This is a genomic window from Nonomuraea sp. NPDC059023, from assembly GCF_042740095.1.
Lineage (GTDB): Bacteria > Actinomycetota > Actinomycetes > Streptosporangiales > Streptosporangiaceae > Nonomuraea.
This window is the reverse complement of record NZ_JBHYIO010000008.1, coordinates 52,195-74,866: the sequence shown is the minus strand read 5'-3', so window position 1 is coordinate 74,866 and position 22,672 is coordinate 52,195. Positions and strand designations below refer to the sequence as shown.

Sequence of the window (22,672 nt, the reverse complement as noted above, 5' to 3'; positions counted from 1 at the left end):
CCATGCCTGCCACCACCGTCGCCACGCTCGACCACGCCGACCCGGTGAAGACGGCCGAACTCCTGCGCGAGCACGGCGCCGTGCTCCTGCGCGGGCTCGGCGTCTCGTCCGCCGGGGAGTTCCATCAGGTGGTACGCGAGTTCGGCGAGCCGTTCACCACCTACCGGCACGGCAACTCGCCGCGCGAAGCCGTACACGAGGGCGTCTGGACCTCCACCGAGTACCCGGCCGAATACCGCATCTCCCTGCACAACGAACTCTCGCAGGCGGCGCTGTGGCCCGAGCGCCTGTTCTTCTGCTGCCTCGACGCCGCCGACACCGGCGGCGCCACCCCGATCTCGGACGGCCGCGCACTGCTGGCCACGCTCGACCCCGAGGTCCGCGAACGCTTCACCACCCGCGGCGTCACCTACCTGCAGAACCTCCACGGCGGCTTCGGCCTGGGCAAGTCCTGGCAGGACACCTACGAGACCGCCGACCGCGCCGAGGTCGAGTCCGTCCTGCGCGCGGCGGGCGCGCGGTTCACCTGGAGCGACGAGGGCGATCTCCGCGTACGGCAGACGCGCCCGGCCACCAGGAAGCACCCGCTGACCGGCGAGGAGGTCTGGTTCAACCAGGCCGAGCAGTGGCATGTCTCCTCCCTGCCCGCCGACGAGGCCGAGGCGCTGCTCGGCCTGGTCGAGTCGGAGGAGGAACTCCCCCTGCACGCCCTCTACGGCGACGGCACCCCCATCCCCGCCGACGATCTCGACCACGTGCGCGAGGTCGCCCGCGCCGGCGAGTGGGCCGAGCCGTGGCGGGAAGGAGACGTCCTGGTGATCGACAACATGCTGGTCCTGCACGGCCGGCACGCCTTCACCGGCACGCGCAAGGTCCTGGTGGCGATGACGTGAGCACGCTCGTCGTCCCTGAGCACCGGGAGTTCCGCGCCGAATGGCTGGCCGAGTCGATCCCCGCCCGCTTCCTCGCCGCCGCCCGTGCCCACCCCGACCGGCCCGCGCTCGACGGCCTCACCTACGCCGAACTCGCCCGTCGCGCCGGGCTGGTGGCGGCCGCGGTGCGCGGGGCGCAGCGGGTGGCGCTGCTGCTCGACCACGGCGAGCGGACGATCGCCGCGATCCTCGGCACATTGGGCGCGGGCGCGGCCTACGTGCCGCTCGATCCGCGCTATCCGCCGGTACGGCTGCGCCGCATGGCCGCCCTGGCAGGCGCGGACGTGGTGCTGACCTCGCCCGGCCACCTGGCCTTGGCCGGTGAGCTGCTGGAGGGGTGCCGCGTGGTGGACGTGACCGCCCTGGCCGAGGAGCCGTCCGGCTGGGTGCCGGTGGATCCGGACTCGGCGGCGTACATCCTGTTCACCTCGGGCTCGACCGGGGAGCCGAAGGGGGTCGTGCAGACGCATCGGGGGGTGTTGTTCCAGGTCGCCGCCCACACGAACAACCTGCGAATCGGGCCGTCCGACCGGGTCAGCGTGCTGTCGTCGTTCAGCTTCGACATGGCGGTGACCGACACGTTCTCCGCCCTGCTGAACGGGGCGTGCGTGGTGCCGGTGGACGTGCGGGCGGCGGGCCTGTCGGAGCTGGCCGCAGCCGCCCGAGAGATCACCATTTATCACTCCACGCCGACGGTTTTCCGTTATCTGGTGGATGCGCTCGCGGACGGTGAACGGCTGTCGCGGATGCGTGCCATCGTGCTGGGCGGCGAGGCCGTGGTGGGCGCCGACCTGGACCGCTTCCGCCGCCACTTCGGCGACTCCTGCGTCCTCGTCAACGGCTACGGCGCCACCGAGATCTCCTTCGCCGTCCAGAACCACCTCACCCAGGCCGACGCCGCCCTCGTACCGGCCGGAGTCGTCCCCATCGGCCGCCCCCTCCCCGGCACCCGGGTCACCCTGGAGCCGCCCGGCCCGGAGGGGCAGATCGTGATCAGAAGCCCCTACCTGGCCGACTACTGGTGCGCGCCCGCCGGGGACGCCGCCAGGTTCGGCACGGACCCCGACGGCACCCGCTACTACCTGACCGGCGACCTGGGCCGCCTCCTGCCCGACGGCCGCATCGCCTACCTGGGCCGCCTGGACCGCCAGGTCAAGATCCGCGGCCACCGCGTGGAGCTTGGCGAGGTGGAGGCCGCCCTGTCCGCGCTCCCCGGCGTGTCCAAGGCGACCGTCGTGGCCCGTGACGAACACCTCCACGCCTACGTCATCGCCGAGTCCGCCACCGGGCTCCGGGACGCCCTGTCCGGCGTGCTACCCGAGTACATGCTGCCGACCACGTTCACCGCCCTCAGCGCCTTCCCGTTGACCCCGACCGGCAAGGTGGACACCGCCGCGCTCCCCACACACCAGCCCGTCACCCGGGCGTCCACCCTCACCGGCCTGGAGGAAGTGATCGCCGCCGCCTGGCGCACCGCCCTGGACCTCCCCCAGGTGCCCAGAGACCAGAACTTCTTCGACACCGGCGGCCACTCGCTCCTGATGGCCAAGGTCCAACTCCACCTCGAAACCGCCCTGGGCCGCCGTCTCCCCCTGACCACCCTCTACACCCACCCCACCGTCGCCGCCCTGGCCCGCCACCTGACCCAGGAACCACCCCCGTCCCCCACGGACCCAGCAGACCCCACAGACCGCATGACCCGCCGCCGCCAGGCCCGCCGCGACCGCACCACCCCACCCTGACCCCTCCCCTTACGCCCACCCCCAGCCAACCCACGCCACGCCCCGATCAGCCCGTCCACCTGACCCACGCCACGCCCCCGATCAGCCCTTCCGCCCGTCCCTTGGGCTACGGCCTTTCGCCCCGCGGGCAAGCGCCCGGAGTGCGGCGCCGCTTTTGGCGGTCCCAGATCACGGATCGGGTCCAGCGGCCGTCCCCGCGTTCCGGCAACAGCGCCGGGGCACGGCCGGACGTGCCGGGGGTTCGGCCTGGTGCAACCCGTCGTGGCAGGCGTCGTACCGGGTTCCGGCGGCAATGCCGGGGCGCGGCCGGTCGCGCCGGGGGAACCGGCGGGTTCAGCCGCTTGTGGGGTCAGGGGGTGCGAGTGGCTTGGGTCAGGGGGTGAGGTGGAAGGCGGCGCTGGCTCTGACCACGCCGTTGACCATGATTTCCAGTGTGCGCGGCCCCGGAGGCTCCACACGGGTGGTCACCGGCCGGAACGAGTGGGACTTGGTCACCGAGAAGGCCTCCCCCGCCACCCCCGCCACCCGCTCGCCCAGGTGGAACACCCGCCGCGACCCCGCACGGCACACCGCGTAGCGCAACACCACCGGCCCGGGTTCCGAAGCCGTGACCACCACGGTGAACGGCAGCTTCTCCCCCACCGCCACCTGCCCGGCAGCCAGCGTCAGCGACTCCACCGCGCCCCCGCCCGCCCGCGCCCCGACCAGCCCCAGCGCCTCGGGATGCCCGTCACGCAACAACCCTCGTACGGCATGCCGCACCACCTTCTCCACATGAGACCCGCCCGAAGCCCGCCACCCGGCCAGCAACGCGATCGCCGCCTCCGGATGCCCCTTCGTGAAGTCGTTGACGTGGTTGGCCACGGACCGGCGCACGTACTCGCTCGGGTCGTCGCGCAGCCGGTTGAGGATCGGCAGTGTCGGCCCCGGTTCCATCAGCCAGCTCACCCGCGTGGCCCAGGGCAGTCTGGGCCGGGTGCCCTCGGAGGCCAGGCGGCGCAGGTGCTCGTCGGCCGAGCCCGCCCAGCCGTACATGATCTCCAGGGCGGCCTGCCCGTGACGCTCCAGGAAGGGCCGCACGGCGAACTCGGCGGTGGCGTGCGGTGTGATCGCGGCCAGCGTCTCCATCGCGACGTCGAGGTGGCCGAGCCCGTGGAGCGCGACGTAGTCGGTGGCGGGCCAGCCGCTCCACATGTCGAACTTGGGCGCGCCGGCCCGCAGGGCGGCGGCCACGGAGGGGAACGGCAGGCCGGCGACCAGGCCGAGCGTGCTCGCGACGTGCCGCACGCGGTCCTTGAGCTCCAGCGGGCCGAGACCGGAGACGGCCTCGTGGACGAAGCGCTCGCGGGCGAAGCCGGGCAGCGAGGCGGCGAGGCCGTCGGCGAGGACCCCGACGGAGGCGGCGTTGACGAGCTCTTTCAGGGGTTGGGCCACAGTTCCACACCGTGCCACATGGCACCGACAGTTCTGGCGCGCTCCTGCAGGAACTCCTGCTCGGCGGCGTTGTCGCTGAGCTCCAGCGCGGCCCGGTACGCCTCGACCGCCTCGGCGTCGCGGCCCAGCCGGTGCAGGAGTTCGGCCTTGGCCGCCGGCAGGTAGCGGTACCCGGCCAGGCGGCCCTCGCGCTCCAGCTCCTCGATCGCCTCCAGCGCGGCGGCCGGACCCTCGACCATGGCCAGGGCCACCGCCCGGTTGAGCGCGACCACGGGTGACGGCCAGATCCGCAGCAGCTCGCCGTACAGGATGAGGATCTGCGGCCAGTCCGTCTCGTCGTAGCTGGACGCCTGGGCGTGCAGCGCGGCGATCGCGGCCTGCAGCGTGAAGCGGCCGGGCGCTCCCGCGGTGAGCGCGCCGACGATGAGCCGGTCGGCCTCGGCGATCAGCTCGCGGTCCCACAGCGAGCGGTCCTGCTCCTCCAGCCGCAGCAACCGCCCCGCCCCGTCGGTACGGGTGGCCCGCCTGGCCTGGTGCACCAGCAGGAGCGCCAGCAGCCCGGTGGCCTCCCGGTCGGCGGGCAGCAGCCGGACCAGCATGCGCGCCAGGTCGAGAGCGCGGCCGGTGAGCTCGTCACGCACCAGGTCGCGGCCGGAGCGCGCGGTGTGGCCGGTCGAGTACAGCAGGTGGATCACGGTCAGCACCGCGTCGACGCGCACGGGCAGATCCTCCGCGTACGGCACCGCGTAGGGGATGTGCGCCGCCGCGATCTTCTTCTTGGCCCTGGTGATCCGGGCCGCCATCGTCGGTTCTGAGACCAGGAAGGCCCCGGCGATGTCCGGCGTCGCCACCCCGCACACCAGCCGCAGCGTGAGCGCGACCCGCGCCTCGGGGGCCAGCGCGGGATGGCAGCAGGTGAAGATCAGCCGGAGCCGGTCGTCGGGCACGGCGCCCGTCTCCGGCGTCTCCTCCTCGACGCCGACGAGCAACGGCAGCTTGGCGGCGAGGGTCCGCTCGCGCCGCATGGCGTTGAGCGCGGTGCGCCGGGCGACCGTGGTCAGCCACGCGCCGGGCCGTTCAGGCACGCCGTCCTTCGCCCAGGTGCGCAGCGCCTGGACGTAGGCGTCCTGGACGGCCTCCTCGGCGGCGTCGAGGTCGCGGGTGACGCGCACCGTGGCGGCGAGAACGTAGGCCCACTCGCCGCGGTGCGCGTCCTCCACGGCCCGCTCGGCCGAACGGGTCGTGGAGCTCAGCTCACCACCTCGAAGCCGATCAGCGGCCTGACCTCCACGCAGCCCTCCACGATCGGCGTCATCGCGGCCAGCGTCAGCGCGTGGTCGAGGTCGCGCGCCTCGATGACGAAGACGCCGCCGAGCGCCTCCTTGGTCTCGATGAACGGCCCGTCGGTCACCAGGCCGCCGAAGATGACCGTGGCGGTGCCCGGCTGGTCGAGCGCCAGCCCGGCGATGGTCCTGCCGCCCTTCTCCGCGATCTTCCCGGGCAGGTCCATGTGGCCCTGCATGACCTCGGGCGGGAGGTTCTCGGGCGGTACGGCCTCGAAGATGAGCACCGCGTACTGGGGCATCACGCCACCTCCTTGACCAGCCAGGCGTTCCAGTCCGCGCTGGAGTCGCCGCCCGCGAACAGGTGGTGGGCCACGCCGACCGGCCAGCCCCACACGTCGCGGCCGTAGAAACGGTACAGCGCGTCGTCGCTCCTGACACCGAGGAAGGCGGGCGTGGCGTAGTCGACGACGCCGTCGATCGGGGTCAGGCCGGCGGGCGTCAGCCGTACCCTGTCACCGGCTTCGACCTCGGCCGGCAGGCCGAGCGCGGCGCGGACGGCGGCGAAGCCCACCTCGGCCTCCGCGGTGACGTAGTCGCAGCGGCGGCCGGCGAAGTGGCGCACGTACTGGCCGAGTGAGTGGTTGTAGAAGGCGGTGTGCTGACGGCAGGCGTCGGCCTGGATGTCGTAGTCGTCGTCGGGCAGGACGCCGTTGTGGATGTAGCTGAGGAAGGTCTTCGCGCCGCGCGGCTCCAGCACGAAGTCGAGTTGGTTGAAGCCGTCGAGGTCGGGCCCGCGGGTGGTGAAGTGGCGGTGCGGCTCCCAGACCGTCACGGTGCCGCCCGCCGCTGTGAGTCCTGTCTCACTGCCGCCCACGCGCGGCTCGTAGACGATCTTCCACAGCCAGCCGTCCGCGCGGACGGTGATGGCCTCCCAGACCTGCTCCGGTGTGCCCTCCAGCTCGCCCTGCCAGCGCACCTCTATCGCTCTGGACATGTTCCGTCTCCTTCGTCGTCCGGTGCTTTACCCATCCGACAAACGAGGCGAGCGGAAATCGACAGCTGGTCACAAAGGATTGACTTTAGGCAAGGGTAGCCTAACCTTATGCCCGTGACAGGGAAGATCTCGCTGGCCGGAGCCGATCTCCGCCTCAGCTACCACGGTACGTGCGTGGTCGAAGAGGGCCGTATCGACCTCCGCCCCGGCCAGGTGACCGCTCTGGTGGGCCCGAACGGCAGCGGCAAGTCCACGCTTCTGCGCGCGCTGGCCAGGCTGCACCGTCCCGAAGCGGGCACGGTGACGTTCGGCGACGGCGGGTCCGCACTGGACCTGTCGCCCCGCGACTTCGCCCGCCGCGTCACGCTGCTCGCGCAGAGCCGCCCCACCCCGAGCGGGGTGCAGGTCAGCGACGTGGTCGGCTACGGCCGTCACCCGTACCGGGGCCGCTGGAAGGCCGGCGACCCCGACGGCGCCGCCGCCGTCGCCCGCGCGATGACGCTGACCGGCGTCGCCGCGATGGCCGGCCGCCCGGTGGACGAGCTGTCCGGCGGCGAACTCCAGCGCGTGTGGCTGGCCACCTGCCTGGCGCAGGACACCGCCGTCCTGCTGCTGGACGAGCCCACCACGTTCCTCGACCTGCGTTACCAGGTCGAGTTGCTGGAGCTCGTCCGCGACCTGGCCGACGAGCACGACGTCGCCATCGGCATCGTGCTCCACGACCTCAACCAGGCGGCCGAGATCGCCGACCGCATCGTGCTGTTGCACGAGGGCCGGGTACGGGCCGACGGCCCGCCCGCCGAGGTGCTCACAGAAGGGCTCCTCACCGACGCCTACGGCATCCGCATCGACGTCACGCAAGACCCCCAGACGGGCACGGTGCGCACCCGGCCGATAGGCCGGCACCTGCCCGTCGCGACCTGACAGGAAAGACATGCTCCCCCTGCGCACGGCCCTCGCGGCCCTGGCCGCGATCGCCGCTCTCAGCGCCTGCGGCACCACCGAGACCCCCGTTCCCGCCGCGTCCTCCACCCCCGGGGGTACGGCTCCCGCCACCGCCACCCCGGTCACCGTGACCGACGCGCGGGGCAAGCCGATCACGCTCGAGCGCCCGGCCAGCAGGGTCGTCAGCCTCGAATGGGGCGAGACCGAGATGCTGGCCAGCCTCGGCGTGATGCCGGTCGGCGCCGCCGACGTCAAGGGCTACGCCACCTGGGTGACCGCGGCCCCGCTCGACGCGTCGGTCAAGGACGTCGGCCTGCGTACCGAGCCGAGCGTCGACTCCATCGCCTCCCTCCAGCCCGACCTCGTCGTCATGGAGACCGACGACGAGGGCCTGGTGGCCCAGGTGGAGAAGATCGCGCCGGTGCTGGTCTTCAAGGGCAGCGACGCGACGGGCAACTTCCAGCGCATGCGCGAGGAGTTCAAGACGCTCGCCACCGCGGTCGGCAAGACGGCGGAGGCGGACAAGGCGCTGTCGGACTTCGACGCCGCCCTGGCCGACGGCAAGCAGAAGCTGGCCGCCGCCGGCGTCGCGGGCAAGCCGTTCGCCATGGCCGACGGGTGGAAGGAAGGCAGCACGATCTCCGTCCGCCTGTTCGGCAAGGGCGCGCTGGTCTCCGACGTGGCCGAGGGGCTCGGGCTCAAGAACGCCTGGAGCGGCAAGGTCGACAAGGTCTGGGGCCTCGGCAACACCGACGTCGAGGGCCTGACCGCGCTCAAGGACGCCGAGACCCGCTTCTTCTACAGCGCCTCCGACGGCGTCGACGTCTTCGCCGACGGCCTGGCCTCGAACGCCATCTGGAAGTCGCTGCCGTTCGTGAAGAAGCAGGGCGTCACCAAGCTGCCCGACGGCATCTGGACCTTCGGTGGCCCGGCGTCGTGCAAGCAGTACGCGGAGGCGCTCGTCAAGGCCCTCACCGCTTGAGCACGCTCACGTCCGTCGAGGTCCCGATCACGCCGTTGCGGCGGGTCGGGACCGCGGGGGTCTTTCTCCTCGCGCTGGCGGCCCTCGTGCTGGTCTCGGCCGTGCACATCACCCAGGGCACCTCCTCGGTGGGCGCCATGGACGTGCTGTCCGGCCTTTTCGGCCGCAGCGACGAGGCGGCCAGGGTACTGCTGGCCTCCCGCCTGCCCCGGCTGCTGGCCGGGATCGCGGTCGGCGTCGCGCTCGGCGCGGCGGGCTCGCTGCTGCAGTCGGTCGCCCGCAACCCGATGGCCTCGCCGGACACGCTCGCCGTCAGCAACGGCGCGTACCTGACCGTCGCCACGGCGGCCGCGTTCGGCCTCTCGCTGCCGCTCGTGCTCTCCGGCGGCCTCGCGTTCTTCGGCGGGCTGGCCGCCGCCGCGCTGGTGCTGGCGTTGTCGGCGGGCGGGCGTACCGGCACCACCCGGCTCATCCTCGCCGGTTCCGCCACCGCGCTGGCGCTCGGCTCGCTGACCAACCTCGTCATGATCCTCTTCCAGGAGGGCACGACCGGCCTGTACGCCTGGGGCAGCGGCTCGCTGGTCCAGAGCGACCTGGACGCGGTCACCCAGCTCGGCCCGGTCATCCTGGCCTGCCTGCTGGCCGCCATGGCCGCCGGTCCCAAGCTGGACATCCTCGGCCTGGGCGACGACACCGCCTCCGTGCTCGGCGTCAACGTACGCAGGCTGCGCCTCGTGCTGACGTTGCTGGCCGTGGTGCTGGCGGCGGCGGCCGTGACCATCGCCGGACCCATCGGCTTCGTCGGCCTCTGCGCGCCGGTGATCGTGAGGCTGCTGCCCAGGTCGATCCCCGGGCTGCACCGCAACCGCTCGTTGCTGCCGCTGTCCGCGCTGGCCGGGGCGCTCATCGTGCTCGGCTCCGACATCCTGCTGCGGGCCGTGCTCGGCGCGCAGGCCGGAGTGGACGTGCCGCCCGGCGTGGTCACGACGCTGCTGGGCGCGGTGGTCATGATCTGGCTGGCCCGCCGCTACCGCGACGCCGGTCCCACCCGGCAGCCGCCCGCCGTACGCACGGTCGCCGGCCGTTCCCGGGCCGCCTTCCTCATCGTCGTCGCTCTCTGCCTCGCGCTCCTGGCCGGGGCCGCGGTGCTCGGCATGCTGGGCGGCGACACGTGGCTGCTCACCGGGGACGTGGCCAACTGGCTGCAGGGCCGTACCGGTCGGGCCCTCACCTACGTCCTCGACCAGCGCTACCCGCGCGTGCTCGCCGCGCTGCTGGCCGGCGCGGCGCTCGCCGTGGCCGGCACCGCCGTGCAGGCGGTCTGCCGCAACCCGCTCGCCGAGCCCGGCGTGCTCGGCGTGACCACCGGCGCCGGAGTGGGCGCGATCGCCCTGCTGACGACGGTGCCGATGGCGGGCATCTGGGCGATGACGGGCGCGGCGAGCGCGGGCGCACTGGTCGCGTTCGGGCTGGTCTACCTGCTGTCCTGGCGCGGCGGGCTGAACTCCGACCGGCTCGTCCTCATCGGCGTCGCCGTCCAGTCGGCCTGCACGGCGATGACCGTCATGATCATCGTCAAGTCGGACCCCTGGAACACCGCGAAGGCCCTGACCTGGCTGTCCGGCTCCACCTACGGCCGGATGCCGATCCAGCTGATCCCGGTCGCGCTGGCGCTGGTGGTGTCCGTCCCGCTGATCGCCTGGCTCCGCCGCGACCTGGACCTGCTCGCGCTCAACGAGGACACGCCGCGCGTGCTCGGCGTCCCCCTTGAGCCGGTACGGCTGGCCGCCCTGGCCGCCTCCGTCGTGCTGACCGCGACGGCGGTGTCGGCCGTCGGCGTGGTGGGATTCGTCGGCCTGGTCGCCCCGCACGCCGCGCGGGCCCTGGTCGGCGCCAAGCACGCGCGCGTGCTCCCGGTGGCCGCGCTGCTGGGCGCGCTCCTGGTCAGCCTGGCCGACACCCTCGGCCGCACGGTCATCGCGCCCGCCCAGGTTCCGGCCGGGCTGGTGACGGCGCTGATCGGCACGCCGTACTTCGTCTGGCTCCTGTGGCGCTCCCGCGCCCGCTAGAGCCACTCCAGGAACTGGCCGTGCGGGCCCGTGCGCGCCACGGGCTCGCCGTCCAGCGCCAGCGTGAACCCCTCCCGCCCCGGCTCCGCCTCGTTGGAGATCCAGCGCGCCGGCAGCCGCCGCATCGTCCGCGCGAACCGCTCACGGTCCTCCCGCGCGAGGTACCAGAGCACGGCGCTGTGGAAGACCACCGTGGTCGCCCCTGACGGCGCCCGCGCGACGAGGTCCTCGACGTGCTCGTTGAGGTCGCCGCGCACGATCAGGGGCCGCGGCTCGGCCCGCGCCAGGTCGAGCGCGGCGCGCAGCCGCGCCAGCCGCTCGTGCTGCTCGGGCCAGACGAGCGCCTCCAGCCAGCGGGTCTGCTCGAGGTCGGTGATGTCGATCGGGTTGAGGTCGATCCCGGCCCGCCAGGCCACGTCCGGCATCCGCTGGGGAAGCGGTCCTTCGGTACGGCAGGCCAGCGTCACCGGGCTCGCGGGCCCGAAGGGCGGATGACCGGAGTACTCGTATCGGTATTTATCCGGAAACAGGCAGAGCCCTGCCGACGCCCCGACCTCGATCAGCGCCAGCGGCTGCGGCAGCCGGGCCAGCAACGGCAGCAGGCTCGCGCACCGGCCCGGCTCGTTGGTCTGGGTGCTGCGGGCCAGCATGACGGCCGTCACCTCGCCCCAGTGGGCGGCGGCCCACTCCCTCAGCCCGCCGTCGACCGGGCCGCCGAGGAAACGGACGGCGGCGAACAGCAGGTTGGGCTGCCGTTTCGGCTCGGGCAGCCCATCCAGCAGGGCCAGGAAGGCGGCGTCCCCGGCGATCTCCTCGCAGCGTGCGGCGTAGGCGGGCGAGTTCCCCTTCGCCTCCGACCGGCCGAAGCTGAGGTAGCGCTCGGCGGTCGTGGACTCCGACATTCCGATCATCCGTCATTGGTACCACTTGGCCGGTCGAGGTTGGCCGTTGCGGTGGTGCGTGTGTCCGGCGTGAGAAGCGACCCCCACGATCGGCCCCCGCCCGCGTCGGCGGGTGGGGGTGGGCGGCTGGGCCGTAGTGGATGGGTGGGGGTTAGCGCCCGAAGCAGATCGTACGGCCGGCCAGCACCGCCTCGGGTTTGTAGGAGACCTGGTCGACCAGCGCGCCCGCGCCGTCGGTGAGGACCAGCGCGTCGCCCGCGTTGCCGAGCTGGAGCGCGCCGCTCAGCGTCACCTGGTGGACGTCGCCGCCGCCGAGCGTGCCGGACAGGGCGTGCCGGCCGCCCGCGGCGTCGAGCAGCGCCCATTCCTGCAGGTTGACCGGGCTCGGCGTCGTGTTGATCAGCGTGACGCGCTCGCGGCCCCCGTCGGGGCCCACCGGGTCGGGGAGCGCGGCCACGATGAGGACGTCGCCGATCGCCGCGGGCCTCGGGTGGACGGGCGCGCCGGGCGGGGCCGGGTCGGGGCTGATGATGAAGTCCTCGGGCCAGGCGGTGAGCTGGATCTCGTTCCCGGCGGCGCGTACGACGTCGTGCATGTTGCCGTATTCGCCCTTCTGCAGCAGGAAGAGCTGGTCGTCGCGGTTGACCGGGTCCTCGCGCAGCCACGCGTCGAAGCCGTCGAAGGTCGTGCGGCCCGAGGCCAGATAGGGGACGAGCCGACGGAACAGCTTGGGCCAGATCACCGCTTGCTGCAGGGCGTGGAGGTCGGCGATCTTGGCGGTGCCGTTCGGGTCGCCGGTGGATCTGGGCCAGATGCCCGCGTTGCCGTCGCGCGCGGTACGCGAGGCCGTGGCCAGGTGCTCGCGCAGGCTCGCGGGCAGGGTGGCGTAGAAGGCCGGGTAGGCCAGGCCGTTCTTGATCAGGGCGGCGTTGACGGAACGGTCCACTCCGGCCTCGTCCAGGAACACCGCCGAGCCGTCCGCGCCCGGATGCTCGCCGGGGAAGGCGAAGGCGATCAGGCGGCCGTTGCCGTCGATGCCGTTCGACAGCACGTGGCCGCGGATCGAGTCCTGGTCGGCCGACTGGACCTTGTTCGGCAGATCGGGGAAGTAGACCACGTTGGTGAAGCCGAGCAGGCGCAGCAGTTCGTCGCGGGCGGCGTTGGCTCCCCGCAACTCCTGGTGGGTGTCGCCGAAGTGCGTCTCCAGGGCGTCGATCGCCTCCAGGCGGGTGGAGATGCCGCGGCCGTTGATCTTCGGGGGCGTTCCCGTGGGGCGGGGCAGGCCCTCGACCAGCGCGGGGGCGTCAGGCTTGAACTTGACCGTGTCGCCGTCCGGCTCCGGCCCCTGGCGGGGAAGATCGGGGTAGCGGATGACGAACTCGCCTTTGAGCAGGGTGTAGCTCATGGTGCCCCCTCGACGGGACTGGGTGTCTGACGGGAACGTAACCCAGCCCCGGGCCCCTGTCTCGACTTATGCGAGTGTCTCGATGAATGCTGTCAGTTGTTGGACATTTCGACATTCATGCATGGGGATCACCGTGGCGTAGGAAGAGGCGATCGAGTCGCCCGTGTCCCATTGGGCGGTGGGTTCCGGGTTGAGCCAGTACGCGTGGCGGGCCTTGGCAGTCAGGGCCTTCAGCGTGTCCAGGGCCGGGGGCTGGTAGTTGCTGCGGGCGTCGCCGAGGATGAGCAAGGACGTCTTGGGTCCTACGGCGTCGCCGTACCGCTCAGCGAAGCCCTCGAAGGCGTGGCCGTAGTTGGTACGCCCGAACCTGATCATGTCGGACTCGTTGGCCAGCGTGGTCATCGCCTCGACCACGTCAGCGCCGGGGACGAAGAATCTGGTGATCTCGTCCACCCGGTCCACGAAGCCGAACGCGCGTACCTTCGTGAACTGCTCCCTCAGGGCGTAGGTGAGCAACAGCGTGAAATGTGCGAACGACGCCACCGAGTCGCTGGTGTCGCACAACACCACCAGCTCGGGGCGGTGCGGCCGGGGCGGCTTGAACACCGTCGTCAGCGGCACCCCGCCGCTCTGCAGCGAGGCACGGACGGTCCGCCGGAAGTCCAGGCGTCCCCGGCGGCCGCGCCGCTGCTTGATCGTGAGGCGTGCCGCCAGCCTGCGGGCCAGCGGGTACACCTCCCTGCGCAGCCGTGCCAGGTCCGCCTTGGTGACGCGCAGGAAGTCGATCTGGTCGAGCGGCGGCTTCACGGTGGAGCGGGCGATGCGCTCGACGCCGGAGTCCTCGGCGATGCGCCGCCGGACATCCGCCGCCACCGCATCCTGAAATCGCGCGATATTGGCGTTCACCCGTTGCCGGGCCGTCTTCTCGGCGAGGCCGCCGCGTTCCTGACCGGCCAGGACCTCCCGCAGGATGCGCGCCATGAGCGTCTCCGGCGACAGGGCGCGCAGGACGCTGTAGCTGAACCAGTTCTGCCGCCCCGGTCCGGCGGGCTGGCGTCCGAACCGCTCGACCATGGCGCGAGCGAACTCCGCCATCTCCGCGTCGCCGGAGTCGACCAGCAGGCCGGCCAGCCGTTCACGAGGATCGCCGTCCTGATCCGCCGGGACGTGCAGCCCGCTGATCACCGGCGGGAACCACAGGTCGAACAGCACGTCGAACCCGGCCCGATACCCCGGCTTCTTGATCAGCGTGGTCGCGTACGCGGCCCGCAGCGCCTCCCGCTGCGACATATCGATCACCCGCAGCGCCCGCGCGGCATCCAGCCCCTCGGCCAGCGACACCGGCACCCCCGCCTCGCGCAACGCGTGCACGAACCCGACATGCCTGTCGACCAGCGACATCAGAGCCCGAGCTCCTTGACCGCCCGCACATGGTCGGAGTTGTGCTTGAGCACCACCCCGAGCGTGGCGGCGACCGTCTCCTCATCCAGCTCGTCCCGGCCCAGCGCCAGCAGCGTCCGCGCCCAGTCCACCGTCTCCGCCACCGACGGCGCCTTCTTCAGCTCCAACGCCCTGAGCGTGGCCACGGTCCGCGCCAGTTGCTCAGCCAGATCCGCCCGGATGGAGGGAACCTGGCTGAGCACGATGTCCCGCTCCCGCTCCGGCGTCGGATAAGCGATGTGCAGATAGAGACACCGCCGCTTGAGCGCCTCGGACAGCTCACGCGTCGCGTTCGAGGTCAGCACCACGTACGGCCGGCGAACGGCCGCGATCGTCCCCAGCTCCGGAATCGTCACCTGAAAATCCGACAACAGCTCCAGCAGCAGGCCCTCGACCTCGACATCCGCCTTGTCCATCTCATCGATGAGCAGCACCGTGGGCTCACTGGCCCGCACCGCCTTGAGCAACGGCCGCTCCAGCAGGAACTCCTCACCGAAGATGTCCTCATCGGTGCTGGTCGCCTGAATCCTGAGCAGTTGCTTCTTGTAGTTCCACTCGTAGAGTGCCCGAGCCTCATCCAGTCCCTCGTAGCACTGCAACCTGATCAACGTCGCCCCGGTCGCCTCCGCCACGGCTTTGGCCAGCTGGGTCTTGCCCACCCCCGCCGGTCCTTCGGCGAGCAGCGGCTTGCCGAGGGCGGCGGCCAGGTAGACGGAGGTGGCTATGGAATCGTCGGAGAGGTAGCTGGCGGCGGCGAGCCGCACGGACACATCGGCGGGCGAGTCGAACATAGCGCTCCTGTCGAGGCGGGTAGGCCGAACTTTATTCTAATAGCTGAGGCCGTCCGGTATCGATTCGCGCTTGGTGGGGAGGACCCGGTATATTCCTCTCTGCAAGCGCCGCTAGCTCAGTTGGTTAGAGCAGCTGACTCTTAATCAGCGGGTCCGGGGTTCGAGTCCCTGGCGGCGCACCCCGATCGAAACCCCAGTTCAGTGCGCTGAGCTGGGGTTTCTCGGTTCTCATGGACCCCTGCCCTCATCCAGGCGAGGGGTCTGACGGCTCAAATCGGCCGTAGCTCAGACTCCTTATGTGACGGCAGCCGCATGTCCCGCACAGCGGAGCCGCCGAGTGCGGCCACCCTCCAGGCCTGTCCATGGACAGGGTGGTGCAGCAGTCCTGCGAGCAGAAATCGATCCTCCAACGGCGCGCAAGTCGCGCAGGCGCTGATGACCGGCGAGGTGCGCGTCTACAACGTCGTCCGGACCGCCGCTCAGATCCAGGCCGACACGAACACGCCCGTCGCCGCCGCGGCGACGACCACCGCAGGACGGAGACAGGGCACAGATGCCGTCGCCACCATAGAGAGACTGACGGTCAAGAACAGCCGCCCTGTGGACGGTGACGCCCGCCTAAACGCTGTGTGCGGTCTCCACGCGGAGGCCGCACACTGCGCCATCGGGACGTACGGAGAATGAATGTCTCAACTCGTTGAACGTCTCCGCGAGGTCATCACAGTGGAGAGAAGCGAATTCTTACTGAGAGATCAGGAGGGGACGCTGGACGAGCCACCTGGCTGGCCTCGCCTGGAGGAGATCTCAGCACGCCTCAGCCAGGGCTCCTGGTTCGAGGCGACCTTGAACTGGGCGGTATTCCTGAGCAGCGCCCCGTGGCACGATACCCCGGTGGTTCTGGAGCTATGGGATGGCCCTCCTCCTGACATCTCCGGCTCCTGGGAGAGAAGTAAGACCACGTCTTTCTACTCCAGCTCAGGTCTCGTCTACTTGAGCGAGCTGTTCGGCAGCGGTCCCCCGCCCGTTCCCATGGATCTGCGTAAAGACGCCGGCGACTGGGCGATCAGAGCAAGCCGTCGTCCGGGAACCGGCTGGAGTTGGCCAGACGAAGATGTTCCTCCACATGGGGTCGAGGAATGGTGCATACAGTTCTGGCCGCCGGAAGGCTTTGATTCCAGTCTTACCAAAGCGCCCCGCAGAACTGAGGAATCCGCAAGCGTCCGTCGGTACCTCGAGACTCTGTCCAGAACTCGCAGGTAATGCCTCGCGAATTCCTTTGTCGACTACCACGGCGCGACAGGGTTGTGCCGCTTCAAAACTCGTACACGTGGTCTGAGCCGGCGTTTCATCGGGTCGGTCACGCGGCTCGGTGGTTCTCGTGATCGCACCGCCTAACACCTTACGGCGCTGTGTTTGTCTTGGTTGGGTGGGCGTTGCCGGCAGGGCTGGTGCGGTCGATGCGTGTTGTAGTGACCGGCGTACTCGTCCGGACTGATCGCAGGTGGCATCTACCGTAGATCAGCATCGCGTCGACCCTTTCGGATCGCGTCAATACAGCTGGTCGCGGGCTCGGGGGATCACGCCCGTGACAGTGGTGCCGCCGCCCGGGGTGCCGTTGATGGAGCAGGAACCGCCGACTGCGGCCATGCGCGTTCTCATGATGGCCATGCCCTTGCCGTCCACTGCCTCGTGAAAGCCGCGGCCATCGTCGCTTACCGTGAGGCGCAGGTCGCGCCGGTTCACCGTCACGGCGATGGACACGGTCTGCGCCTGGCTGTGCCGTTCGACGTTGGAGAGAGCTTCCAAGATGCAGGCCAGGGCGGTGTCGGCCACCGGACCTGACACAGGTCCCGCAGGCAGGGCCCAGGTCTCCACCGCGATCCCCGTGCGCTGAGACCAGTCGGCCAGGTGGATTTCCAGCTCGCGCCTGAGGTCCTGCGGCCAGGTGTGGTGCTCCTGGAACTGCTGAGTCACGTAGTGGCCTTTCTCTTCCCGGAGGGGAAGCCCAACTGGACAAAGATCACGGTGAAGAGGACGGGGATCGTCTACGTGCGAGCCGTCGACCGAGGCGCCACCCACCGCGCAGTTCCCAGGCGTCGGTCATGTCGATGCGCTGTCAGCTCGGCAACTTCCTCATAGATATCCACACACGGAGGCAGGCGAGTCGTCCGTGCAAGGATTGGACAGGAATCCTGCGTGCCTGGCACAGCAGCCCGTCACCGTAGTCCTTCTGAGCTGGTGAGAACCTGTGACCCCGCGGATGCGGGATCATCCCCAAGATCACCGATCAGTGGGGCATCCGCCTCTTAAGGGCGTTTCGTTCACATACCGGCCGACCGCGGGTACGCAAGGGTGCCGGAACGGTTGGCAGCGTAGCGGACGGTGCCCCAACCCCGGTCCAGCACTTCGTGAGAGGAGACCGTCGTGTGGGTGCGGATGTCCACGGACGAGGTCGTGCCGAAGGACAGGGCCGACTGGTACCGGCATGTGGTGTCCAGGGCCGTGGTCAGGGTTCCGAGCGCGAACCCGGGTCCTGAGCCTGGGGCAGGTCGAGGTCACAGCCTGTTCAGGTGATCGGCGCCCGCTGGGGATTCACCCGCCCATCGTCCTTCTCCCGGACCTTCGGCACCAGCCCCAGCACCTGCCGCCGCCGTCCGACCCGGCACGCAGGCGACCGTCAGGGGCAGAGCGGGTCGGTGTGGCCGCCGTCCGGCACCAGCTTCTTGATCTCGTCGGACTCGGCGGCCAGCTCCCCGTACACCCGGCACAGATGAGCCAGCTCCGCCTCGACCCCGGGCGAGGCGACCTCGGCGCCCCGCGCCGCCATCGCGGCGAGCCGGTCGGCGGCGCTCCGCCCGCCCGCGGGCAGCAGGAGCCCGATCTGGTCAGCGGCGACCAGCGCGAAACCGTCGTCGCCCACCGGGAGCAGGGTCCGCCAGGCCATGGGCAGGCGGAGCTGCTCGGCACGTTGCCCGCCGGGAATCGACCAGCGGGTGACCCGCTGCGCGTCGCTCAACTGGGTGGCGAAGACCTGCATGTCCTCCAGCGACAGGCTGCTCGGCTGGGCGAGCGGGAAGTCGAGCCAGGTGTTGTGGAGGGTGGATCCGGTGGCGTCGAAGGCGGGCGAGCCGACCGACTCCGAGAGGCTCATGTCGTCCAGCCGGGCGATCTGCCGGCCGGTCTCGGCATCCCAGACGAGGAACGCCGGCTGCTTTTCACGTTCCTCGAACGCCGCCACCCGGCGTCCGTCCGCGCTCATCGTGACGATGGAGCTCGCCAGGCTCTCGTGCAGCACGGTGGTGGCGCCGTCGAAGGCCAGGCGAAGCAGCCGGTGACCGGTCGCGTTCTGCCTGCCCGCCTTCGTGTCGGCGGAAAAGACCAGATGTCCGAGTACGGCACCGCCGGCGACGAGCCGGAAGAACGAGATCGAGTCGGTGGGGCCCACCTCCAGCGGAACCGCGGGCAGCGCCCTGCCGCCGGGCAGGTCCCAGCGCATCATGCTGGTCTTCCCCGCCACGGCCGTGACGAGCCCGACGCTCTGCCCCTCCGGATCGATGGAGAGCGCTCCCGGCACGACGTTGTCCGGCAGCACAAGGGCGAAGGCGGTGGCCATGCGGACGAGGTCGGTGACGACCAGGCAGGTGCGCACCACGGTGAAGGCTTCGTGCGCGGTGGGCGAGTCAGGCACCTTGATCACACACCTGCCGTCGGGTACCCGGCTGTACGGGGTGACCGCGATCCTGGCGGTGTAGGTGGCGGCGGCGTAGCGGCCGTCGGCGCTGAGGGCGATGTGGTTCGCGCCGTCGGCGCCCTCGCCGGGCAGAGTCACCGGGTACGCGGTGCCGTTGCCGAGCCGCCACAGGACGACTCTGGTGTCCGGGGAGCGGGTGAGCAGCGCCCGGCCGTCTGTGCTGATTTTTCCGGACAAGCTGCCGCCGGGGCGGGCCTCCCCCTTGAAGGACACGAGGCCGACCGAGGTGTCGGGGATGATCCGGGCCAGCGGCAGGGCGTCGCCGTACAACTCGTGGATCTTCTTGCGGGTGTCCGGGGTGTCCCGTGTCCTGTGGGCGCGGATGGCCAGCTGGGCCGCGCCGTAGGGGTCCGTGGCGGCTCGCTGCTCGGCCCGTTCGAGCAGGGTCTGCGCGGCGTTGGCGGAGACCGCGCCGCTGAGCGGGATCCAGACGGCGAGCCCGGCAGCCACCACCACGGCCAGGCCGGCCGCGCGCCGCCGTCTGACGGATCGGCGCCGCCGTACGCTGAGCCCGATGAACTCCCGCTCCTCCTCGCTCAGATCTTCGGGCCGCTGCCTGAGGCGGCGCAGCGCGTCGCCGAGGTCCGCGCCGGCGAGCAACCGGGCGGGGAGGCGGTCGTGCCGCCGCCAGAGCGCGATCCGCCGGCGCAGTGACTCCTGCCAGAGCCGGAATTCGCGGGCCTGCCGGGCGAGCTCCCGCAGCCGGGTCCAGCGCGTGACCAGCGCCTCGTGGACGAGGTCCGCGCGGCGCCCCTCCTCCACGACGACCAGGCGGGAGACGGCGAGGCGTTGCGCCACCGCCCACTGCGCCGCGTCGAGCTGCTCGCGCGGCGCGCTCCGCCGGGTGATCTCCTGGCCCTCCGGGTCCGGGCGGGTCAGCTGGATGAGCAGGCGCTCGGCGTCCCGCCGCTCGTCCGCGGTCAACTCTCCCCAGACCTGCTCGGCGAAGCGGTTCAGGCCTTCGCGTACGCCGCCGATCTCTTCGTAGGCCTGGTGTGTCAGCTTCCCGCCCGACTGGCGTTCCCAGAGCTGGGCCAGGGTGAACTGCAGCAGCGGGAGCCGTCCAGGCCCCACCCCGAGGTCGTCCAGAAGCCGGACGGCGAGGCCCCGCTCGTAGTCCACCAACGGGATCCGCGTGATCGGTTCGAGCACCGCGTCACGCAGGCCGCGGGTGGAGAGCTCGCCCACGTTGATGGTGCGCTCCCCCGCCGCGAGCGGCGCGAGCTCCGCGTCGCGCAGGACGGGGGTCAGGTAGTCGGTCCGTAGCGCGGCCAGCACGCCGAGCGCGGAGTTCGGCCGCTCGGCGTGGAGCAGGGCTCTGGCGAAGGCGGTACGCTGCTCCGCCGGTGCGGAGAGCACCTCTTCCAGCTGGTCGACGACCAGGATGAGCCGGGATGCGCCGAGCTGGTCGAGAACCGCGCTGACCAGCTCCGGCATGGCGCCGTGCTCCAGATGCCCGGCGAGCTCGTCGGCCCGGGTGAGGCGGTCGGCCGCTTCCCCATGGGTCAGCGCGAGGGCGAGCGCGTGCAGCGGGCTCCGTCCCTGTCCCGGCCGGAAGAGGGCGACCGCCGGGCCTTGGAGGCGCGGGATCACGCCCGCCTGGATGATCGAGGACTTGCCCACGCCGGACGGCCCAGTTACCGTCACCACCGGACGTTCCGCGACGAGCCGGGCGATCCTGGCGACCTCGTCCGAGCGGCCGAAGAAGCTGGCGGTGTGCTCGGGCCCGAACGGCAGCAGTCCGCGGAAGGGCGAGAGCGGCCGTACGGCGTCGCGTAACCCCGGCCAGGCCTCCAGCAGTTTGGCGGTGGGGATGAGGTAGCCGCTGCGCCAGTCGCCCGTCCACGCGGCGACCACCATGCCGACGACGTCGCCGCGATCGAGGTGCCAGGCGGGTGTGCCGGAGAACCCGCGCTCGAGGTGAAACCGGCTGCCCTCCTCGACGTCGACCTGGAGCCAGCCTTGCGACTGGGGGCCGCGGAGCACACCCACGCTCCACACCCCCTGCTCCTTGCCGTCGGGAAAGCCGAGCATGGCGACCCGCTCGCCGAAGGAGGCGTGGTCGACGAGCGGCGCGGGCGCCACGTCCACGTTCCGGCCGAGGCGGAGGACGGCGACGTCGTGTTCCCCGTCCCAGAGCATGATCTCGGCGTCGAGCCGGGCGCCACCGGTCAGGAAGGTCACCGGGACGCGGCCCTCCGGCGGGGGATCGAGCTCGAAGTCGAGGCCGGCGGCCAGGCTCACCACGTGGGCCGCGGTGATCAGATGCTCGCCGGTCACGGGGAAGGCGGCCCCCACCGGCCACCCATCCCGGCCCAGCACACCGGCCACGCTCGGGGCGCTCGTCCGCATGCGAACCACGCTAAGCCCAAACGGCCTGGCTTGCCGTACGCTCCCTTCGTGACCTACGTGGAGATACCGCTGGACGGCGGCGGCAGGCTGGTCGTCGAGGTCGAGCCCGCGGAAGCCGAGGAGATCCAGCGGGCGGGTCGCGCCGGCCGCGCCCTTCGCCAGGCCGGCAGCACCCTGCAGGCGGCGATCACCAGCGTGACCCCGGCCGTGGAGAGCATCGCGCGCAAGCTGCGCGACATCGAGAACCCGCCGGACCGGCTGGAGCTCACGTTCGGTATCAAGATCTCCGGCGAGGCCGACGTGGCCATCGCGAAGACCTCGTCGGAGGCGCAGTTCCAGGTCGTCCTCGAATGGGGACAGGCCGGCTGACAGAGGAAAAACACATTGCCGCAGGTAGGCAATGAAAAGTATGGTTTTGCGCTCGTGATCAGAGTGGTGGAACGGGTCCTGCCGGCCCGGCTGGGGACAGGGTTTCGTTGGTTGCTCGCGTCGAGCTGGCTGACGAATCTCGGCGACGGGCTCGCGGCCGCCGCCGGGCCGTTGCTGATCGCGTCGTTGACCCGAGACCCGCTGATGATCTCACTGTCGGCGCTGGTGGGCTGGGCCCCGCAACTGCTCTTCAGCCTCTACGCCGGGGTGCTGTCGGACCGGCACGACCGGCGCCGGATCGTGATGGTCGCGAACCTGGCCCGCGCGGTGGTGCTCGCGGTCCTCGTCGTCCTCCTGGCCACCGGCACGGTGACGGTCGTGACGGCGCTGATCATGCTGACGCTCAGGGCCGTCGCCGAGGTGTTCGCCGACAACGCGACGGCCACGCTGACCCCGACGATGGTCGACCGGGACGATCTCGTGGTCGCCAACGCCCGCCTGGGCACCGGGTTCATCACGCTCAACCAGCTCGCCGGGCCGCCGATCGGCGCCGCGCTGTTCGCCGTGGGCTACACCTGGCCGTTCGCCAGCCAGCTGCTGCTGGTGCTGGCGGGAGTCCTGCTGGTCAGCCGGATCAGCCTGCCGCCCCACGGCCGGCAGGCCGGCGACCCCAAGCCCGACACGATCCGGGAGCTCGTCGCCGGGTTCCGGTGGACCATCAAGCACGCGGCGGTACGCACGCTGGCGCTCACCATCCTGATCTTCAACTTCACGTTCGGCGCCGCCTGGTCGGTGCTCGTCCTGTATGCCCAGGACCAGCTCGGCCTCGGTGACATCGGCTTCGGCCTGATGAGCACCATCAGCGGGATCGGCGGTCTCATCGGCACCGCGCTGTACGGCACCATCACCCGCAGGCTCAGCCTCGGCGCGCTGATGCGGATCGGGCTCATCATCGAGACCCTCACCCACCTGGGACTGGCCCTGACCCATTCGCCGTGGGTGGCCGGAGGCATCTTCCTGGTCTTCGGCGCGCACGCCTTCATCTGGGGCACCACCTCGGTCACCATCCGCCAGCGGGCGGTCCCGCGTGAGCTGCAGGGCCGGGTGGGCGCCGTCAACACCATCTGCGTCTTCGGCGGCCTGGTCGTCGGTTCCCTGATCGGCGGCATCCTGGCCACCAGCTTCGGGGTGGCGGCGCCGTTCTGGTTCGCGTTCGCCGGCTCCGCGGTGTTCGTGGTGCTGCTGTGGCGCCAGCTCCTGCACATCGCCCACGACTAG

At 71.2% G+C, this 22,672-nt stretch carries 18 protein-coding genes and 1 tRNA gene; 9 read left to right on the top strand and 10 right to left on the bottom strand.

All coding sequences use genetic code 11. The annotated features are described in order from the left end of the window. The first annotated feature begins 2 nt into the window (after positions 1 to 2). Together ACFWYW_RS16035 and ACFWYW_RS16030 are read left to right on the top strand one after the other, a co-directional pair. Entirely contained in the window at positions 3 to 893 is an 891-nt protein-coding gene (locus tag ACFWYW_RS16035; protein ID WP_379612264.1) for a TauD/TfdA family dioxygenase, read from the top strand. Beyond that, complete coding sequence (locus ACFWYW_RS16030; protein ID WP_379612265.1) at positions 890 to 2,674, top strand: amino acid adenylation domain-containing protein; 1,785 nt, start codon at positions 890 to 892, stop codon at positions 2,672 to 2,674. Before ACFWYW_RS16035 ends, ACFWYW_RS16030 begins: the two co-directional genes overlap by 4 nt. A gap of 372 nt (positions 2,675 to 3,046) precedes the next feature. On the opposite strand, the gene ACFWYW_RS16025 is transcribed toward ACFWYW_RS16030, so the two are convergent. From ACFWYW_RS16025 to ACFWYW_RS16010, 4 genes are read right to left on the bottom strand one after another with little or no spacing between them, the layout of a single operon-like run. Next, the gene (locus ACFWYW_RS16025) at positions 3,047 to 4,108 is read right to left on the bottom strand and encodes a hypothetical protein (RefSeq protein ID WP_379612267.1); all 1,062 of its coding nucleotides are present in this window, start codon (positions 4,106 to 4,108) and stop codon (positions 3,047 to 3,049) included. Further along, positions 4,093 to 5,328: an RNA polymerase sigma factor gene (locus tag ACFWYW_RS16020; protein WP_379612268.1), complete on the bottom strand. Its 1,236-nt coding sequence runs from the start codon at positions 5,326 to 5,328 to the stop codon at positions 4,093 to 4,095. Before ACFWYW_RS16020 ends, ACFWYW_RS16025 begins: the two co-directional genes overlap by 16 nt. Before the next feature lie 29 nt (positions 5,329 to 5,357). Then, on the bottom strand, positions 5,358 to 5,693 hold the full coding sequence (locus ACFWYW_RS16015) for a YciI family protein (RefSeq protein ID WP_379612523.1): 336 nt from the start codon (positions 5,691 to 5,693) through the stop codon (positions 5,358 to 5,360). After that, entirely contained in the window at positions 5,693 to 6,388 is a 696-nt protein-coding gene (locus ACFWYW_RS16010; RefSeq protein WP_379612269.1) for an SRPBCC domain-containing protein, read from the bottom strand. Before ACFWYW_RS16010 ends, ACFWYW_RS16015 begins: the two co-directional genes overlap by 1 nt. A 114-nt stretch (positions 6,389 to 6,502) precedes the next feature. On the opposite strand from ACFWYW_RS16010, the gene ACFWYW_RS16005 reads away from it, so the two are divergent. The 3 genes from ACFWYW_RS16005 to ACFWYW_RS15995 are packed head-to-tail and all read left to right on the top strand — an operon-like array spanning position 6,503 to position 10,384. After that, a complete protein-coding gene (locus tag ACFWYW_RS16005; protein ID WP_379612270.1) occupies positions 6,503 to 7,312 on the top strand; it encodes an ABC transporter ATP-binding protein in 810 nt (269 codons plus the stop codon). Between the two features lie 10 nt (positions 7,313 to 7,322). Continuing rightward, positions 7,323 to 8,315, top strand: coding sequence for an ABC transporter substrate-binding protein (locus ACFWYW_RS16000; protein WP_379612271.1), 993 nt, complete (start codon positions 7,323 to 7,325; stop codon positions 8,313 to 8,315). Further along, positions 8,312 to 10,384 carry an iron ABC transporter permease gene (locus ACFWYW_RS15995; RefSeq protein ID WP_379612272.1) on the top strand — a complete coding sequence of 691 codons (2,073 nt, stop codon included), beginning with the start codon at positions 8,312 to 8,314 and terminating at the stop codon, positions 10,382 to 10,384. The genes ACFWYW_RS16000 and ACFWYW_RS15995 overlap by 4 nt, the downstream gene beginning before the upstream one ends. Here the strand turns inward: ACFWYW_RS15995 and ACFWYW_RS15990 are convergent. The 4 genes from ACFWYW_RS15990 to ACFWYW_RS15975 all read right to left on the bottom strand — a co-directional run bounded on the left by ACFWYW_RS15990 (position 10,381) and on the right by ACFWYW_RS15975 (position 14,922). Further along, the gene (locus ACFWYW_RS15990) at positions 10,381 to 11,295 is read right to left on the bottom strand and encodes a DUF2332 domain-containing protein (protein ID WP_379612273.1); all 915 of its coding nucleotides are present in this window, start codon (positions 11,293 to 11,295) and stop codon (positions 10,381 to 10,383) included. The genes ACFWYW_RS15995 and ACFWYW_RS15990 overlap by 4 nt on opposite strands. 142 nt (positions 11,296 to 11,437) lie before the next feature. Next, positions 11,438 to 12,691, bottom strand: coding sequence for a lamin tail domain-containing protein (locus tag ACFWYW_RS15985; RefSeq protein ID WP_379612274.1), 1,254 nt, complete (start codon positions 12,689 to 12,691; stop codon positions 11,438 to 11,440). 66 nt (positions 12,692 to 12,757) lie between these two features. Continuing rightward, on the bottom strand, positions 12,758 to 14,092 hold the full coding sequence (locus ACFWYW_RS15980; RefSeq protein WP_379612275.1) for a VWA domain-containing protein: 1,335 nt from the start codon (positions 14,090 to 14,092) through the stop codon (positions 12,758 to 12,760). Next, positions 14,092 to 14,922, bottom strand: coding sequence for an AAA family ATPase (locus ACFWYW_RS15975; protein ID WP_379612276.1), 831 nt, complete (start codon positions 14,920 to 14,922; stop codon positions 14,092 to 14,094). Before ACFWYW_RS15975 ends, ACFWYW_RS15980 begins: the two co-directional genes overlap by 1 nt. 105 nt (positions 14,923 to 15,027) lie before the next feature. Between ACFWYW_RS15975 and ACFWYW_RS15970 the strand changes: the two genes are divergently transcribed. After that, positions 15,028 to 15,101, top strand: a tRNA-Lys gene (locus tag ACFWYW_RS15970). A gap of 256 nt (positions 15,102 to 15,357) precedes the next feature. Then, positions 15,358 to 15,606, top strand: coding sequence for a hypothetical protein (locus ACFWYW_RS15965; protein ID WP_379612277.1), 249 nt, complete (start codon positions 15,358 to 15,360; stop codon positions 15,604 to 15,606). 864 nt (positions 15,607 to 16,470) lie between these two features. Here ACFWYW_RS15965 and ACFWYW_RS15960 read toward each other — a convergent pair. Together ACFWYW_RS15960 and ACFWYW_RS15955 are read right to left on the bottom strand one after the other, a co-directional pair. Then, positions 16,471 to 16,896, bottom strand: coding sequence for a sensor histidine kinase (locus ACFWYW_RS15960; RefSeq protein WP_379612278.1), 426 nt, complete (start codon positions 16,894 to 16,896; stop codon positions 16,471 to 16,473). 703 nt (positions 16,897 to 17,599) lie between these two features. Beyond that, positions 17,600 to 21,025, bottom strand: coding sequence for a trypsin-like peptidase domain-containing protein (locus ACFWYW_RS15955; protein ID WP_379612279.1), 3,426 nt, complete (start codon positions 21,023 to 21,025; stop codon positions 17,600 to 17,602). A gap of 48 nt (positions 21,026 to 21,073) precedes the next feature. Between ACFWYW_RS15955 and ACFWYW_RS15950 the strand changes: the two genes are divergently transcribed. Continuing rightward, entirely contained in the window at positions 21,074 to 21,394 is a 321-nt protein-coding gene (locus ACFWYW_RS15950) for a CU044_2847 family protein (protein ID WP_379612280.1), read from the top strand. 111 nt (positions 21,395 to 21,505) lie between these two features. After that, positions 21,506 to 22,672, top strand: a complete 1,167-nt coding sequence (locus ACFWYW_RS15945; protein WP_379612281.1) for an MFS transporter — start codon at positions 21,506 to 21,508, stop codon at positions 22,670 to 22,672.

What these genes read in the sequence shown, in the direction of transcription:
- ACFWYW_RS15980 (WP_379612275.1), bottom strand. Translation starts at nt 14,092, where the DNA reads ATGTCGCTGGTCGACAGGCATGTCGGGTTCGTGCACGCGTTGCGCGAG.
- ACFWYW_RS15985 (WP_379612274.1), bottom strand. Translation starts at nt 12,691, where the DNA reads ATGAGCTACACCCTGCTCAAAGGCGAGTTCGTCATCCGCTACCCCGAT.
- ACFWYW_RS16010 (WP_379612269.1), bottom strand. Translation starts at nt 6,388, where the DNA reads ATGTCCAGAGCGATAGAGGTGCGCTGGCAGGGCGAGCTGGAGGGCACA.
- ACFWYW_RS15990 (WP_379612273.1), bottom strand. Translation starts at nt 11,295, where the DNA reads ATGATCGGAATGTCGGAGTCCACGACCGCCGAGCGCTACCTCAGCTTC.
- ACFWYW_RS15955 (WP_379612279.1), bottom strand. Translation starts at nt 21,025, where the DNA reads ATGCGGACGAGCGCCCCGAGCGTGGCCGGTGTGCTGGGCCGGGATGGG.
- ACFWYW_RS16015 (WP_379612523.1), bottom strand. Translation starts at nt 5,693, where the DNA reads ATGCCCCAGTACGCGGTGCTCATCTTCGAGGCCGTACCGCCCGAGAAC.
- ACFWYW_RS15975 (WP_379612276.1), bottom strand. Translation starts at nt 14,922, where the DNA reads ATGTTCGACTCGCCCGCCGATGTGTCCGTGCGGCTCGCCGCCGCCAGC.
- ACFWYW_RS16035 (WP_379612264.1), top strand. Translation starts at nt 3, where the DNA reads ATGCCTGCCACCACCGTCGCCACGCTCGACCACGCCGACCCGGTGAAG.
- ACFWYW_RS15965 (WP_379612277.1), top strand. Translation starts at nt 15,358, where the DNA reads ATGACCGGCGAGGTGCGCGTCTACAACGTCGTCCGGACCGCCGCTCAG.
- ACFWYW_RS16000 (WP_379612271.1), top strand. Translation starts at nt 7,323, where the DNA reads ATGCTCCCCCTGCGCACGGCCCTCGCGGCCCTGGCCGCGATCGCCGCT.